Below are 17,730 nucleotides of genomic sequence, written 5' to 3' on the forward strand. Positions count from 1 at the left end.
AGTTGGGAGCTAAATTCATTGCAAAAATCGTCCAGTTCTACGAAGAATTCTGTAATTTTATCTCTAAGCATAAAGGTTGTTTTTTGAGGTTAAACTAAAATTTTGTCACTTTAATTTACTCAAAAACAGCCTTTTTTACTAAGAAAAATTAAACTAATTCTTATCCGAGATTCACGTTAATTTAAATCTGCTAAAATGATTCCAAATACTTTCAAGCCCAGTCTACAATGTTTTTTTACGTCATTTTTAAGGGATGTTTGATTAATTAATAGCGTTAGAGAATTTGCTAGTGTATTGTGCGTTAAAATCAAAATTTTCCGTGAACAATTAACTTTGGTTTTTTTCATGGATTCGGTTTTTAGATTTTCCTTTATCCTTGTGGTTACTCATCACAAGCCTATTTTAAATAAAAAATAGCACATCACTATTTAAAGTTAAAAATGCTAATTTTATAATGTTCTACAAAGTTGAAGTTTCCTTAAAAATGAGATAGCACTCCATTAAGACCTTAATGAGTGGAAACAAAAAGGCGTGAAACTCAACTCATCACATTATGGGTACTGGTATACCTTGCAAATGATAAGAGAGCCCACGCCTAGGTTCGTGAGCCAATCTACTTATCATCTCGTTTGCAAAAATTACCAGTTTTATAATGCGAGATTCAAAGCAATTGCTTCAAATATTTTCAATACGAAGAATCGCAAAACTACATTAATAATGTAATTCTTTTACAAACATAAGAAAATAACCTCAAAAAGGATACATATAAGTATCCTTTTTTTTGGTTTTAATATGAGAAATTTACTCTTATGGAGAAGAAAAGTTTCAAAAGAGAAAAAGAGGCTTTAGGTTACCGAATAAGGGAGCTTAGAAATAAGGTTATAAACCCTGATACAAACAAATATATTTCCCAAGAAGAATTAAGCCTAAGGACTGGTCATGCAAAAAAAACTGTTGGTGAGATTGAAAGAGGAAATACAAATCCAAGATATGAAACCCTTTTACTTATCTCAAAAGAATTGCAGGTTACAATAAATGAACTTTTCAATTTTGACATGAATAAATATAAAAAGCTATCAAATAAATCTAATAGTAGATAAATCTCTTTGCTCACCATTTATAAGATATGAGAGTCTAAGTATATTTCTCTTTTCCTTTCGAAAAGTCTAGTACATAATAACTTTTTCCAAACGTATTTTTCAATATAAGACAACTTATTTAAGAGGTTGCTAAATTCGTTTTTTATCTCTAGTAATTCTTTTCTGCTCTTATCAAATTCTACATAATAGTAATCTAAGAGCTTTTCAGTTTTGGAAGCTTCAATTTCCTCTTGAGTTCTTTCAATATGTCGAGTTAAATTATATTTTTTAAGCAGGTATAAAAGAAAGGGCAACTAGTTATGCTCAACAATCTATATTATGGCGAAATTGCTGCGTATATCTCTAGTAAACTTGTAGAAAACCCGGATCATAAAATTAGCTTTGAGATAATAAGGTCGATTATTTCAAAATATGCATGCTTATTTGCACACTAAAACCATGAAAACAACTTTGAAGATATAATTTGCTCTTCTTTGATGTGATAAAGGCACAAATTTTTATTGAACCCTTTTGGTTATACCTTTAATCTGAACTTATTTGATTCCTAAGTTCGATAATCATGAAGCAAAAATTTGCTAATATTCTCCAGTAACAAAAGAGACTCTAACTTTACTAGATACAAACCTCTTTACAAACTAGTAATGGGTGATATTGTAATATCACTTTGTTTTTAGTAATATTTATAACCACCATAAATATCTAATTGTCCCCTATCAACAATCTCTTTGTTTTTAATAACTAAATATTCACTCTCCTTTAATGGCAGTATATCATCATATTTTATACCCTTAACAATGAATTCGTTTTGATTTTTAAAATACACATAAAAAGGAGAATATTGGCTAACCGTTGCCAAGTCGTATATCATCTCTTTTTCATTATTTAAAATATCATAGACATAAACTTTTTTATCCAATAGATACACTATTTGTTTGCCATCTTTTGAAATCACTGGTTGATAATTACTTTTGAACAAGTTTAAACTCAGTTTTTTATTTTGAATATCAAAAATATGAGTTAATCCCTTAGATATGAAAACCAAAATACCATTCTCTGAAATAGAGTGTTCCGATAAATCATAATGCCCTTTGGGAAGGTTAGTCAGGCTAGTTAGTGTACCTGATCTTAAATCAATACTTATCAGTTCTGTTTTTTCAGGCTCATCTTTAATGTTTTTGAACGAGTATAGAGATACATCATCATATCCAATTAACCATGGATATAATTCATATGGATAAGAAATTTCATTTATTATAGAACCCTGTTTATTTTTAATGATAAACATTGAGGTATATCTATCTACATCTGAGTCACAATTATACAATAAATGTTTGTCATAAATCTCATAAGCCCATATTCTGCCATCTTTACTTAAAGGTGCACATTTTTTCTCTATAATAGTCTGTCGAGTATTGTAAAAAAAAGAACTATCTAGTTTCTTATCTTCTACGCAACTAAAAACTAAACCCCAGATAATTACTAAAAGTCTTTTCATTTTTTATTATCATTATTAATTATTCAAATATAGGAGGAGATATTGCTATTTCATAATCTGAAAAAACACCAGTCCCTGACCAAGGTAACAATCCTCCCATAAGTCCAGAAAAATTTCCTCCTTTCAATAATAGGTTTTGGCAGTATGTAGTGCAAACACCTTGAAGTCCATAATAAAAATTGTTATTAATAACATTGTTATAATGAAATTCCCGTAAGGCCTTAATATTTTTAACCTGTTTAAAATCTAATTTAAGTCCATTCTCCCCTCTGGGTTGTCCATCAATACCTCCATTTCGCCAAAAATTCTTCCCTTTGTTGAACGAATCTACTCCCGTATAAGGATTTAATGTGCCAGGTTCAAAAACATTCCAAGTTTGATATATACTTGCTCTTTTCCAAGGATTAAAAAAATCCCACACTCCATTGTATGTATTATTATTTTCATCATTAGGGTGAAATATTTCCATTCCAATACCTGTTTCTAAATCAATTATTAGTGAATGTCCTGGTGCTATTGCTCCTCCTCCAACTTCATATGCATATGCAACATTTGCACCATCTGGATTGATAATTCCCAAACCACTAGTACTAGTACCACCACCACCAAAAAACGAAGGTGGTATATTAGTACTCGCCCCAGCTAACGGATCGCTATTCAAACCAGCATAATTATTATACTCAACTGGAGCATACCTTTTACTTCTTTTCTTAAACCATCCGCTAACCCAACTAGCAAATCGCATATCCTGTATCGGTCTAAAGATATTCTCAGTAGTCCATTTGTCTATCCCACCCCAATTTTCTTTAATAAGATTATAAGCACTAAATGCTGCTGAACCTAATAGTCCAAATCCCCATCCTTCTGAAAAAGAACTTTGCTGACCTGATGCTGTTGTACCTCCATTTTGATAAGTAGGATCTCCATAAGTCTCCCCACTAGGGTCTACATACATTAACGGGTTATTCAATACATAACCATACCTATTAAAGTTTTGTGTGTTAGACACATCTTGTATGTAATTATCTGGTGCTAAAAATCGTTTTAATTTGGGGTCGTACAATCGGCCATTCATATGAATTAAATCGACCCCTTGCAAATGTTCATGCCCAGTGTAACCCCTATCCAAATATACAAATTTATCTAAATTATTACCTTGTCCATCAGTGAGCTTTACAAGATTGCCCCAAGCATCAAAATGGCGTTTTTCTTTAACCTGGGAAGACCTGTTGGTTATCATTAAAATACTTCCTAAATAATCGCGGTGCAGGAAGTGAAACGCTTCAGATGTAGCAGACAAATCTTGTTCTTTACGCCATATAACAGTGGCATCATATCCGTCACCATTTAAGTAAGTGACAAAAGTTGTTTTATTTAAAGCACTATCGTGACTAATTTCCATACTGCCATCAGAAGAATAATGCTTACGATTATTCCGTTGTAAAATATCATTATTCGTATCTCCATAAAACATATGGGATCGCCTCATAAAAGCATTATACTGAAATCCTATTTTTTCTTTCCCATCCTGATTAATTTCAAACGGTTTTTTAAAAGCATTATAGGTTACCTGTTGCAATGATTTATTCTGAAAGTAAATATCTCCTTGATTATTTAAGTCGACATTGTCCAGTTGATAAGAATTACCTGTGTAACTATAATCCCCAACTTCGCTGTTTGTAGTTATTCTCCCAAGGAGATCATACGTGTTATTATTATCCCCATTGTTATCATTAAAATCTATCAATCTATCCAAACTATCATAGGTAAAGTTCTCGCTCCAAGAAAACAGACTATTTGTTCTGCTATTAAGCAATCCTCTTTGTACGTCAAAATCATTAGTGAGTGTCATATACTCAATAGTGTTTGGGCCAAGAATCACTTTTGTTTCACTGGTAGTTAAATGCCCATAAGCGTTATAAGTGTTAAATTCTCTCAGCCCATTACCATTAAGCAGTTCTGTTATTTGCCCTCTGGCGTTTATACCGTTTAGCGTCCATAAAGCCTCATTTGTACCACCTACATGATTAATTTTTTGTAATCCGCCATTTTGATAGGTGTTTTTAATTTTTTTAAGACTGTTTCTACCATTCATCAACAACTCAGCGTAATATTCTTCAGTATCTATCCTGCCATAAGTATCATAAGCAAATTCTTTCGTAAACTTTGCATGGGTATTTATTTCTGTTGTTTTTTCCAACCTTTGAAAGCTATCATAGGTGTAAGTATAAGTAGCATTATTACTGTTTGAACCTACTAGTGAAATAGAGCTTAAAAGCTTATTGGTTGTATTATATCCATACTGCATGGTCATATTGGTATTATCACCAGTTATCACTTTTTGCGTCAATTTACCAATAGCCGAATAGGTATATGTTGTAGAGCCTTTTGGTGTGGTCTCATTGGTTATTTCTCCAAAGCCATTATAAGCGTAGGTATAAATACCTGCTGATGGGTCGGTTAGTTTTGTTTTTCGCCCCCATTCGTCTTGTTCTACAGAAACGACAACGCCATTATAATTAGCGGTTTTTAAATTACCATTTCCAAAATACGTGTAATTTATAGTACCTCCCGGATCGGTAGCAGCGGTAGTAAGCCCCATGGCATTTTTTGTAATGGTTTTGGTTTGAGTACCATCGTTAACTGTAACTGTTAAACCGCTATAGCTAATATTGGTTACTTTTCCTGTATGGTTTGTTTGTTTTATAGGTCTGCTATACAGATCGTATTCTATTTCATTCCATTGTGAAGCAGATGTTATGTAGGGCTCGCTTTGTTTCCAAAGGCGGTCTTGATCGTCGTACAGGTAACTTACACTGACCCACTGTCCAAGCACATCTTTTTGCTTTTTAGTTGTTACTCGTTTTAGCGGATCATAGATCGTTATAGCCCCACTACCATCATCTCCGGTATGAGTTACTGTATACGAATGGTCGCCAGCTTCAACATAACTCGTTGTGACATCGTTGCCTAAATAATCGGTTACTTTCGTTAATCGATCCCAAGAGTCATATTCATAATTGGTTTCTTGCCCAAAAGGGTTCGTTTCTTTTGTTAAAGTCCTGTTATTTACATTATATAAATATGTCGTTTCCAGTCCTTCTGTATCGGTTATTTTAGTTAAGAACCTCCCTGAAGTATCATATTCATAATTTATTTCGCGGGCAGTTTCCCCGTTTGGTGTTGCTGTTTTTTTGGTGATATTACCATAGGTGTCATAAGTAAAGGTTTCGATGTCAAAAGGAGCTGCGTTTCCTTTTGTTTCCTTTTGAGTTAATAAGTAACCCGTATATGTAAACTTGGTTTCTATACTAAATATATCACCAGCAATATTTTTGGTTTCAACTCTGTTAGTTGGTCTTCCTATATAATAAGTAGCACCAGTATTATTGTCATAAGTCATATCGACAACATGGCTTCCGTATCCCAAAAAGAGCGTAGAGATTTTTGTTGGGTTATTATAGACGTCATAAATATTAGATACTACGGTAGTTGTTCCCTCTAAGGCATTTTGAGTGGTACTAGAGGTTTGCCAAAGTTTAAAGACCTTGTTAGCAGCTAATGATGAATTGTATTGATAGGTTGTTTTTGTAATATAACCTGAAGATGGAACCGTAAATGTAAAAGAGTTTGCAAGTGAATAATTATCTGTTATAGCTCCTCTTAAAAGGGGATCATATTTTGAAACATTGAATATCCTGTCTGAAGAATCCGTATGCCAATTACTTCCAGCCATACCTTTAAAACCTAAAAAGCCTAAACCTTCCGTATTATATACCGCTCCATAATATGTATATAATTGTTTTAAAGTGGTAGTACCTGCACTTATCCGTTGTAACTCAGAAACTACTTTATTACCTGGTGCAATTTGCAAATCGACATAAGGATATGTTTCATCATAAACAGGTTGATATATTTGCATATTATCGCTATTATAAAGAGATGAGTCTAAATTGCTATAATCAATACTCTGAGTGACACCATTATTGGTAATAGAACGTATTAATACATCTTCCCGATGATCTTGGGTAAAAGAAAAATGAGTCACCCACTTATCACTGACGGATGCGAAGTCTAAATTTTTATTTGGTTGGTCTGAGGTTAAATATATAGGTATTGGGAAATGCTTTAAGTCACCCGTTTTAGTAGCAGTACCACCACTTACAAAGTTTACCCTTGTAGATGCGGTAGTTCCATTTAACCCGTGATTATTATAAATGTTAATAACTTGAGTACCATTAGAACTGCTATTATATGTCGTTGTATTGTACTCAACAATATCTGTTTTTCCGTCACCATTTATATCTAAAGGTATTAAGTTGTAACCAGATAAGACACCATTATTACCATTCCAATTAGTGACTTTATATTGAAAAGGTTGTGTTCTTGTCTCACTGACAAAAGAAGTCCCCGTGGAGATAAACCATTTAAACGAATAACTATTATTAGCTGTCGGAACTAAAAAATCTGTTTTGCCATCTCCATTATAGTCTCCCAACATAGCTGGATATGTATTGATGACTGCATCTGTGGTTTGCCAGAGTAGGGTTAAATTGTTACTATCATTTAGAGTATAAATATATACCTTTCCTGTGGTCACATGCATAAGATCTGTTTTTCCGTCGCCATTAAAATCACCAGCACTTAAATTGTCTCCTGTACCAAAACTTTGCTGTAAGCCCCCTGTATAATTAACAAACCCTGTTGTTATATCTTGTTTTAAGTCAATTAAAAAAGCTGTGTTGTTGTTATGTGTAGACTGTGTGCAATAATAAGAATCAAGACCATTAACATCGATATAATAATCACGATAAGTATCATAGAATAAATACAAATAGCTATTATAATCATCCAGATCATCATAATAATCAGGATTGCCGGTGTAATCATATTCATAACAAGTACTTGTCGTATATGACTTACCTATTGCTAAAACATCCGTAAGTCCATCTCCATTAAAATCTCCTGATATGTATTCATTAGGCCTTGATTTTATGACTGAGCTAGTGTCAGAATAGTCATATTGATACGAAAGCGCATTCCAAGTTTTAGTATATTGGTAATATATTGGATTAATAATTCCATTAGAATACACTTTAAAGTCTATTTGATTATCTATTCCATTTTGTACTACTGTAAATCCTTGACCGGCTAGCACTTTATTTTGATAATTTATCCATGTTGTAGGGAATACTGCTTCAAAAGCACCTGTGTTTACTTCATAAGCTTGATTATTAGCTCCGTTCTGTATATCTTTAAATATCCAAAGTTTATCCTTGCTTGTTTTAGGATAAACCATAAAATCCATTTTTCCGTTACCTGTAAGATCTAAAGAAAGAGTTTCTGCATTTCTTTGCTCAATATTGGCAAGTGTAAGTCCCGTTGTGATACCATTGTAATTAACCGAAGATGGTGACGACGTATAATCAAAGTCTATACTGCTATGGAAAGCAGTATTGTCTCCACTATATTCTTTGATCCAATGCATTCTTTCATATTTTAGTCCAGACGTTCTACTGAAATTGTTTATGTCATATTCCCTGTAGCGAATAGTATTTTTAAAAACCTCTATTTTATCTAAAATTTTTGATCTAGCAAATGAGACATTATTTATATACGATTGTTCCCATCTTTTAGCATTAGTTCTATAGCTAAAACGAATTTCATATACATCGTCTATTCCATTTAAACCTCCATATCTAATAGTCCCTATTGTGCGACTATTATTATCTGAAACATACCAGTAGCTAATTCTAACTCCTTGTGGGTTTTCCCAATAAGTAATTGAATAATTAGGACGTGAATGAGAATTACCATATTTAGCTGATGAACCATCAGGATATTTTACAAGGAAATATTCAGGACCAGAAGCAGCTCCATAAAATGACGTGCCATGTGAAGTGATTTTTAAATTAGAATATGTTTCTGTTTCATACTCTGCACCATCTGCACCGTATGTACCACTTTTTAGTACTAAACGCTGCCCATCCAGTGCAAAACGATCTAAATTATTAAAATCAACCCCATCAATTTGGTTGTCATGAAATTTTGTTGCAGGAAGTCTTGAAATAGTTGAAATCCCACTAATATTCCATCCATAACCCGCTATACCATTTCCACTTTGACTATCATAAGATAATGCTATTTCTGGTGTAACCCCATTAAGACCAGTGGGTACAGCTATAGGGATATCATATTTTGCACCTCCTGTTGGGGAAACAGAAAGAACTCCAGTGGTTTCCCCTATTCCTGAACCACCACCTGCAAAAGATTTTGCACTACTTGTACTTAAAGATTTGCCAAAAGAGGCTTCTCCTCCCGTTAATGAAATATTTCCTTCTTCACTCTCTAGAATTTCTATTTTTTTATAAGTAAAATCATCTTTAGAGTTTTTTGTTAATTCTGGTTTTCCGTTATTTTGACCATAAGAAAAAACCATAGAAAGCATACCGATTAATAATAGTATATATTTTTTCATCTGTTTATAATTTTTGGTTATTCTTTGATTATTTTTCTTGTGATACTATGACTCCCATCATTTAAATGTATGTGGACAAAATATACCCCTGTCGGCATATCTTTTAAGTCAACTTTTAAATTTTGATCATGGTTAATCTTTAGGCTTTTAACTAATGAAGAATTAATATTATAAATTTTTATGAATTCTATTTTACTAAGTAATTCTGTTTTTATTTTAATATTAACAAGTTCTTTTGTAGGGTTTGGATACATGATAAGTTGTCCACTATAGTCTTCTAAGTTATCGGCAACATCAGTCTGAATATCTACTTCTTCAACACTAGTATTTTCTTCTTTAGTTATCTTACCTGCTGGTGGAGTAGGCACAGAACAATTGGCATTATCTGGGCAATAAAAGCGTTGTTTTTGGTTTCCTGAATTATCATAAGCAAATTGTAATCCCGAATTTGGATGAAGACTCAATAACTCATTAAGCGATAACTCATTTCCATCAACTAGTTCTATTCTTGGTTCGTAAAAATATTGTCTGTCAGATGTGTTCGTGTCGTAATACAAGTATGAGCGATGAGCAAGATTATTTGCTGTACTGCTAAACTTAAAATCTCGATGGGTATTTGATACAAATTCTCCCGTAACACCATCATAAATAGCACCTTCAGAAGTGATGGCAGACGTATTGTGTTCGTGGAGAAAACCGATCAATAAATACCATCTGTCTAATTTGGGAAGATCACCATACCAGAAATATGGGTTTGGATTATTCGTTCCATCGAGCCGATATACTTGGTTACCATTGTTATTACTGTAACACCCGAAATAACTTATTCCATCATTGGAGTTCGTTTTTTTAATCCAAACACTTAGTCGATACTTTTTTGTGTTATCAATTGTGATGTAATCGGAATTCCAACCACCATCTGCATTACTGGATACATCTGGAACTGCCTTCCAAAGTATAACATTTTCTCCAACATGGTTTAGCCCCAGTTCTCTAATATTTTCAGCCGTTGTACCATTTTGACTAAAACCAATCACAGTTCCTGAACCAATAGTCCATGTAGATGTGTCTAAAAGGTTTTGTGCTTTAATAAATTGAAGGGATATGCATAAAAATAATATGCACAAAAATTTACTAGCTTTCATAAAGTTAAGTTTTTAAAATTTGACAATTAAATCCATGGTAAAGATTTAATGAACCTTTACTGCTATTGGTATTGGTGTTTTTAAAAATTTAAAGCTGTCAGCTAATAAGTTGTTTTAAATGTAAATAAATTAAACAAATTAAGGTTGTGGTAAAACCACATAAAATTATGTGTAACTCTAGTTTGTATAATAGTAAATGAACTACCCCGAGGCAGAGCCATCGAGGTATCAAAACAAGGTTAATTGATTTGAATGTACCTTATTGTATTCTTTTTCCATTCCTTGATTTTTAACATATTCCCTAATTACTTCTTCATTTGAGTATTGTCCAACTGTATTTACATAAAACCCACTAGTCCAAAATTTCCCTCCCCATAAGTTAGTCTTAACTTCTGGATATCTTTGAAATAATTGCTTTGCAGTAATACTTTTTAACATTCTAATCATTTTAGAAACAGCATAATTGGGAACGCTTTGAACTAAAAAATGAACATGATTGGATTCATAGCCAATCTCTATAAAATGAACTTCATAACGCTCTGAAATTTCTAAACAAATATCTTTTAAACAATCTCCTATTTCTTTTGTTATAACCGATTTTCTATATTTCAATGGAAAAACCAAATGATAAAGCAACAAACTTTTATTATCTCTTTTTAAAATATGTTCACTCATTTTCCGAAAGTACACTTTTTTAAAGTGTTTTGAAAAACTCTCCGTTTTTCAAACTTTTCAGCTAAACCCCGAGGCAGAGCCTCGAGGAATTCTTTAGATTAAAGAAATCACTTTCCATTATTCTCTAAGTTTTTTGTGCTTTTTTATCCAATTATATCGATAGAATTCTTTCCGTACCCAATCACCAGAAAAGGGCATCAAGCCTGAGTTTATGGGCTAAATGTTGCAAAAGAATCACTATGTTACTTTGGCATATCTTTTGAGACTAAAAATCATGGTTCAAATGCATATCTATATTTGAACAATATAATACCTCAAAAAATATAATAATACTAATTATAAACTAACTCATTATGAAAACAAAAACTACCTTATTTTTTATGTTTTTATTTATAGGCATGAATATTAGTTTTGCTCAGGATGACGAAGAATGCAAAATTAATCTTTCCTTTTTTCATGAATATGTTAAAGCTAAGAATTATGATGCAGCGTATGAACCTTGGATGATAGTAAGAAGTAAATGTCCAAAATTGAGTATTGCTATTTATACAGGAGGTGAAAAAATATTAAACTATAAAATCAAAAAATCTGAAGGGGTTGAAAAAAAAGCATTTATTGAAGACTTATTGGTTTTATGGAAAAAGAGAGGTGAGTATTTTTTAAATAAAACGCCAAAAGGAAAGTATTCAGCTAAAGCTTGTCAATTAATATATAAAAACAAAAGCCTATTAGGGAAATCAGATGAAGAACTATACGCCTGTTTTGATGCTGTTTATAAATTAGATAAAGAAACTTTTACAAACCCTAAAAGTTTATATACCTACTTTTCGTTGATGGTAGATTTATTTGACGCTGGCAAAAAAACAGATGCGGATTTATTTAATAAGTATGATGACATTATTGAGAAGATAGAAGATGAAATACTAAACTATTCAGAAAAATTAAACAAATTATTTGAAAAGAAAGAAGGAGGCTTGCAATTAACAAAAAAGGAAGAACAGTTTAAAGGATTATATGAAAACTATCTAGAAAATTATGATTTAATTTCTAGAAATATTGACAAGAAACTTGGTATTAGAGCTAATTGTGAAAATTTGATTCCTCTTTATACTAAAGATTTTGATACGTATCAAAATGATGCTATTTGGTTAAAACGTGCAGTGAACAGAATGTTTTACAAAGAATGCACTGATGACGCTTTATATGAGAAATTAGTAAAGGCATATGATGAAGTATCACCGTCTTCAGACACTAAAATTCATGTAGTAACGGTTTTAATAAAAAAAGGAAAAACATCAGAGATAGATAAATACTTAAGAGAGGCTTATGATTTAGAAACAAATACTCTCAAAAAGGCAAAACTAGCATATAGAATTGGTTTAATTCTTAAAAAGAAAGGAAGATATAGTCAAGCAAGAAAATATTTTAGAAATTCTTTGAAGTTAAATCCATCGAATGGAAAGCCCCATCTTGCAATCGCATCCATGTATGCAGATAGTGCTAAGAATTGTGGAGATAGTAATTTTAATAAAAGAGCTGTTTATTGGTTAGCTGCACAAGAAGCTAGAAAAGCATCTAAAGTAGATCCTACCTTAAAGAAAAGCGCCTCTCAATATGCGGCTAATTATGAGGCTAAAGTACCAACCAACCAAGAAATATTTATTAAGGAGATGGCAGGAAAAACTATCAAGATTGACTGTTGGATCAAATCTTCGGTAATTGTCCCTAAAATAGGAAAAAAGACACCGAACAATTAAAAAACCAAAGAAATGAAAATTGCTCCGATAGTTATCGAGACTACACCGTTAATTTATATACCATATTTGGTATTTTAAAGTCTAAAGATAAAATGTAACATTATTTAGTAGTTCTATCTCTTTTTATCTTCTTAGTTTCTATTCTAGTTCGTAATTAGTTTTATTCAATTTTGATATTGTATTTTATTAAAAGACCTTTGACAGATTCTAAGGAAAATTTTGCACCTTTAATTTTATTATTTTCAGGATCAATTATAAAGTTAAATGAGCTTCTTAAATCAGTATTTTGCAAATTTGTGTTTTTAAATACAGCATTTAGTAAATCGCAATTGTCAAAAATAGACGTATTCAGATCACATTCAGTAAAATCCACTTCTTGTAATTTTGACTTATTAAACACCGTTTTTGGAAGCTTCTTTTTGTAAAATGATGAGTGATTTAATTGGCAATTATCAACTTTTATTGAAAAAGCGAAATCACTACATTTATCAAAACGTAAACCTAACATCTTACAATCTTTAAATGTTACATCTTGAATCTCTGTTTGGTAAAGATTAACTAAACTTAAATTGCAATCAATAAATAGGCACTCTGTCAATCGAATTTTTGATAAGTCAGAATTAGAGAAGTTACAATTTGAAAAAGTACACAATTCATAATCGCCTTTATCTAATTTATCTTTTGAGAAATCTTTTCTTTCAAATTTTATGTCTTCAATAAACTGTAATTCCATTAAATCTCATTGGGTTTTTCGCTTTGTAAATCAGCTTCAAAAGCTTTTAGTTGGCATTGGGTTTTGCTCCCTTAATAATCCATGTTTTTAAACTTTTGTCCGTGCTTTCGCTTGGTTGTAGAGATAAAGTTCTAGACATATAAGGTCCAGCATCGTCACTTTCACTTCCAGCCGTAAGACAAAGTTTTGTGTTTTCTTTTGGTCTAAATTCTCCACTTTCTTTATTATAAATAAATTTTTGTTCGGAAGATTCAGGATCACTTTTAACAAGGCTTATCGTCATACCTGTTTTTGGTCCGTCAATCATCGCCGCAGAGAAACCTAGGTATGTGGCAGAGCAAATCTGTTGTGTTTTTTCATCATAGTAAAATAAAACATCATCACCATTTGGTTTGCATGAATGGACTTGCAAAGAATCACTAAAACCTTTACCATCTGTGTCAATACAATAGCCTAACTTGTCTTGTTCGTCTAGATTATCAGCAAGATATATTATGGGTTCTGGCGATTGGATATTAGGCGCATTTGAATTAAGCTTTTTTTCAGTTTCAGTCTTTTGGATTTCAGTTTCGCTTTGTTTTTCCTTTTTATTAGAGTTGCAACTCATAAATATGGATAACACTAAAATTGGTATTAGTTTTTTCATTTGTATTAGTTTAAAAATTATTTTAAAAGTTTTCATGTCACGCCCTGAAATATGGTTACAGTTAAAAATTGTCCCGATATCTATAGGGATTGGCTGTGTTTTTCATAGGACACCTTGTTATACAAAGTTTATTATTCTTTTATTACTAACGTTTCTAAGAATAACTCAATTATTCCTTTATCATTAGTATAATCTTCGCTCAACAACATTGTTACTACAATAATGCCTTCATCTTTTCTTCCGTAAGTAGCTACTGTATATACTTCTTTTTCGCCTTTATAAGTTAAAGTAGCTTGAATTCCTTCAATCGTTTGACCACTTTTTAGTTTTTTCTTGAATTTCTTTTCCGTTTTTGAGTAGCCATAATTGATACTCTCTTTTATAATTTCGTTCAACATTAATTGGGTCAAACTACTTGGGTTAATTGTTCGATATTTTTGAACCATAAAACCATTCCCAGTAGATTTCATTATCATGCATTGCTCAATACCTTTATCAATTTTAGAGTTCGATACACTAAGTGATTTATCATAACTAAAGGAGATCATATCGTCTGAATATGTTAATATATCGGGCTGTATGATTTTAATAGTCAATTCTTCCCCTGAAGACGTTTTATATTGAAGCTCATTTTTAAGGTCAGCCTGAATTGAGTCATTATTAATAATTACGATATAATTTCCCTGGCTTTGGGCAAAACTTATGAAGCCAGTTAATAGTGTTACTAAAGTGATAGTGATCTTTGTCATTTTTTCAATTTTAATGTCTCGGCTATGAGTAATTGTTTGGATTAGCACTTAACTTTGCAAGTACACACTAAACTGAAAACCCTTGAGGGTTTTCAGAAGTAGACGAGGACTAGCAATTAATCATAGGAGCCGTTGTTATGTGCTGGTTTTTATTCCATAATGTTCTAACCAAGCCAGCGGTTCAGTCAGATTATGTTTATTAAATTCTAAATGTATTACTCTTCTTTTCTTTCCGTTTATCGTTCTATTCGAAGCGTGTAAAGTCAAAGGTTTCATTAACATAGCTCCGCCTTTTTCCACTTCACAAACAAATTCGTTTTCTATATTCCAATCTTTCGTGTCAACTCGTACTATTCCGTTTAAGTGAGATTTCGGGATAACTTTTAATGCTCCGTTATTCTTGTCAGTTTTGTCCAAGTGAATTCGGATTGTTATTGTGTCTTTTAAAATTTCAATTGGTGGTTGAACTCCGTATTGTCCTTTTTTAAAAGTCCAATTGGAGTAATTTTCCAAATCCGCTTTTCTATCAACCGAAATGCTTAAATCTTGATGATAAGCAACGAACCAATTCGATTCGCTTGGTTTGTCAAAATAGATCGCTTTGGTTAAGAAATATTGCGATTCGGAAAGGTCAGAAAGCAACTCAATCAGTTTTTTGTTAAACAGTAAACTGGTCAAATCTGGAACATTTTTGATTAGCTGTCTTATAGCAAACAAATCCTTTGTTTTCATAAATGAATTTCCGCTTTGTTCATTATTTTCGATACAATCCAAAATTTGACTTACTTCACTGTCCGAATACAAGTCCGCTAAAACAGAATATCCATTCTTTTCAAGTTCTATTTTGTTATTTATGTAATTCATTTCTTAAATGTCACATCCTGAAATATGGCTACTGTTAAAAATTGTCCCGATAGCTATCAGGATTACGCTGTTAATTTATATACCATATTTGGTGTTTTAAAGTCTAAAGATAAATGTAATCTTACTTCGTTGTATAAATTAATGGCATTTTTTGTGGCTCTTTTTGTAAACGCTAAGTTTATAAATATCACGAGTAGGGTGCTAAGCAAGTTGTTTAGTATTGAAATATTGATAATCCTTCGGAATTACCAACATTTCGTATATTCTATACTTATTAAAAAAAGGTGGAAGATACATTGAGCTGTGTATTCTGCCACCGTATTTAATTATTTTAACTGTGTATTCGCAAAATAGGTCATTGCCTTTGAAAGAAATATTGCAAAATCAGGTTGTACTTTTCCATCAATTTTTGTGAATCGTTCATCCGCTATATAAAGCTCACCAAGTCCTGTATAATTTCTCCATTGAGAATTTGAAGAACCATCTGTTCCCCAAAACTTCCTAATGTTTTTATAGTGTCTAGATATTTCTAGTTGTACCACTTTACTTTCGGGTTCTTGATTAGAAATTTCAAATAATACTTTGAAAATTTCTCTTTGTTCATTTTTTAAAGCCTCAAATTGTTCTTTCGTAAGTTTCTTAAGATACGCTTCACTTTTTTCTAAAGCTTTCGCACCATACTTTTCAATTATTTCTTTGCGATTTTTATTCGCTTCTTCTTTTGAGAAACCATCATATAATTCATTATCTGTAATCATCTTTTTTTCTTTTAAGTCTAACATTGTTTTTTCAATGGTAATCAGCATTTCAGAAATTCTCTTTTGTTTTAAAACAAGTTCTTGTCCGTGACTTTCAAGCGCTTCTATTAAGTCGAATTCAGAGTCGCTTAAAATGTTTAGAATTTCTTTTAAAGGAAAATCGAGTTCTTTGAAAAATAAAATTTGTTGAAGCCTCAACAACTCATTTTTCCCATACAACCTGTACTTGGCCTCTGTACGTACTGCAGGTTTTAGTAATCCGATTTTATCATAATAATGCAAGGTCCGTACGCTTACACCTGCAATATTGGATAATTCTTGTACTGTATATTTCTGCATTGAATAATTATTTATAATGCAAACTTATGGTATGACGTAACGTTAGAGTCAAACTTTTTCACAACTTTTTTGCTTTTTAGTAGAATGTTTTTTTGAAAGACTCGGAATTATGATTGAATTCGGGGTTGTTTTCGTGTTAATACCAAATCAAAAGATTTGGCGACTTTGCAAATAGACAATGGCCTTTTTATTAAATACTAATCGCCCTATTTGCTATATATAATGTTGTAACGTTATTTTAATGGAATTGTAATTCCAAGGGCAAATGCTCCAGCATACTGTTCAACTGATGGTTGGAAATAATAAGCAAACCCTAGGTCAACATTATTATTTCGTCCTAATTCTAACCCTAAAGAAAAGGGGATATGATAAATTATTCCACTTTTATCAATATTATCGAAAGCTGTCAATGTTTCAAATTTACCAATTGAAGTACCTATTCCAATTTCGACATATGGTGCGACCCAAGGTATTGGTGCTCTAACTCTCGTTTTACCACCTAATAAAAAGGCTTTTGATTCAGCTTTTTCGTCAGTTGGATTGTTATTCAGATCTTTACCATTTGAATTTGTCAAAATGAAACCTGCATAAGGTCTAAATTCAATCCAAGAAGTCACTTTTAAAATCAACTCTCCTTGAGCAAAATATCCATCGTCAACAATTTCGTCTATACTATTATTAGGAGCGCTCAATCCATATCCTATTTGAGCATTTATAGACTTTTCTTTAATGAACTGTGCTTCGATTAAATTTGAAGTTAGAACTGTTATTAATAATATCAGAATTTTTCTCATCATGTCTCGTCCTGAAATATGGTTACAGGTTAAATTAGAATTGCTTTCGGATTAAACTGTCTTGTCCTAAAATATGGCTACAGGTTAAAATTGATTTTTACGCTGATAATTTATATACCATATTAGGTGTTTTATAATCTAAAGATAAGTGTAATCTTATTTCGTTGTATAAATTAATTGCATTTTTTGTAGCTCTC

General features: G+C 31.9%; 12 protein-coding genes. 2 read left to right on the plus strand and 10 right to left on the minus strand.

The window, feature by feature from the left end; all coding sequences use genetic code 11:
* The first annotated feature begins 809 nt into the window (after window positions 1–809).
* The gene (locus tag Q4Q35_RS00065) at window positions 810–1,100 is read left to right on the plus strand and encodes a helix-turn-helix domain-containing protein (protein WP_303275873.1); all 291 of its coding nucleotides are present in this window, start codon (window positions 810–812) and stop codon (window positions 1,098–1,100) included.
* Window positions 1,101–1,770: 670 nt separating this feature from the next.
* Here the strand turns inward: Q4Q35_RS00065 and Q4Q35_RS00070 are convergent.
* The 4 genes from Q4Q35_RS00070 to tnpA all read right to left on the minus strand — a co-directional run bounded on the left by Q4Q35_RS00070 (window position 1,771) and on the right by tnpA (window position 10,893).
* On the minus strand, window positions 1,771–2,595 hold the full coding sequence (locus Q4Q35_RS00070) for a TolB-like translocation protein (RefSeq protein WP_303275875.1): 825 nt from the start codon (window positions 2,593–2,595) through the stop codon (window positions 1,771–1,773).
* A gap of 19 nt (window positions 2,596–2,614) precedes the next feature.
* Window positions 2,615–9,073 carry an RHS repeat-associated core domain-containing protein gene (locus Q4Q35_RS00075; protein ID WP_303275876.1) on the minus strand — a complete coding sequence of 2,153 codons (6,459 nt, stop codon included), beginning with the start codon at window positions 9,071–9,073 and terminating at the stop codon, window positions 2,615–2,617.
* 17 nt (window positions 9,074–9,090) lie between these two features.
* Window positions 9,091–10,218: a T9SS type A sorting domain-containing protein gene (locus tag Q4Q35_RS00080; protein ID WP_303275877.1), complete on the minus strand. Its 1,128-nt coding sequence runs from the start codon at window positions 10,216–10,218 to the stop codon at window positions 9,091–9,093.
* A 228-nt stretch (window positions 10,219–10,446) separates the two neighbouring features.
* Window positions 10,447–10,893: an IS200/IS605 family transposase gene (gene tnpA / locus Q4Q35_RS00085; protein WP_303275878.1), complete on the minus strand. Its 447-nt coding sequence runs from the start codon at window positions 10,891–10,893 to the stop codon at window positions 10,447–10,449.
* Between the two features lie 353 nt (window positions 10,894–11,246).
* On the opposite strand from tnpA, the gene Q4Q35_RS00090 reads away from it, so the two are divergent.
* Window positions 11,247–12,650 carry a tetratricopeptide repeat protein gene (locus Q4Q35_RS00090; RefSeq protein ID WP_303275879.1) on the plus strand — a complete coding sequence of 468 codons (1,404 nt, stop codon included), beginning with the start codon at window positions 11,247–11,249 and terminating at the stop codon, window positions 12,648–12,650.
* 160 nt (window positions 12,651–12,810) lie between these two features.
* Here Q4Q35_RS00090 and Q4Q35_RS00095 read toward each other — a convergent pair whose 3' ends face one another.
* The 6 genes from Q4Q35_RS00095 to Q4Q35_RS00120 all read right to left on the minus strand — a co-directional run bounded on the left by Q4Q35_RS00095 (window position 12,811) and on the right by Q4Q35_RS00120 (window position 17,536).
* On the minus strand, window positions 12,811–13,383 hold the full coding sequence (locus tag Q4Q35_RS00095; RefSeq protein WP_303275880.1) for a pentapeptide repeat-containing protein: 573 nt from the start codon (window positions 13,381–13,383) through the stop codon (window positions 12,811–12,813).
* 46 nt (window positions 13,384–13,429) lie between these two features.
* Entirely contained in the window at window positions 13,430–14,029 is a 600-nt protein-coding gene (locus tag Q4Q35_RS00100; protein WP_303275881.1) for a ricin-type beta-trefoil lectin domain protein, read from the minus strand.
* Between the two features lie 131 nt (window positions 14,030–14,160).
* A complete protein-coding gene (locus Q4Q35_RS00105) occupies window positions 14,161–14,778 on the minus strand; it encodes a hypothetical protein (protein WP_303275882.1) in 618 nt (205 codons plus the stop codon).
* 135 nt (window positions 14,779–14,913) lie between these two features.
* Window positions 14,914–15,642 carry a phytanoyl-CoA dioxygenase family protein gene (locus Q4Q35_RS00110; RefSeq protein WP_303275883.1) on the minus strand — a complete coding sequence of 243 codons (729 nt, stop codon included), beginning with the start codon at window positions 15,640–15,642 and terminating at the stop codon, window positions 14,914–14,916.
* Window positions 15,643–15,968: 326 nt separating this feature from the next.
* Complete coding sequence (locus Q4Q35_RS00115) at window positions 15,969–16,739, minus strand: MerR family transcriptional regulator (RefSeq protein WP_303275884.1); 771 nt, start codon at window positions 16,737–16,739, stop codon at window positions 15,969–15,971.
* Between the two features lie 233 nt (window positions 16,740–16,972).
* The gene (locus Q4Q35_RS00120) at window positions 16,973–17,536 is read right to left on the minus strand and encodes a hypothetical protein (protein WP_303275886.1); all 564 of its coding nucleotides are present in this window, start codon (window positions 17,534–17,536) and stop codon (window positions 16,973–16,975) included.
* Window positions 17,537–17,730 lie beyond the last annotated feature (194 nt).

The sequence above is a fragment of the Flavivirga aquimarina genome, assembly GCF_030540835.1.
Lineage (GTDB): Bacteria > Bacteroidota > Bacteroidia > Flavobacteriales > Flavobacteriaceae > Flavivirga > Flavivirga aquimarina.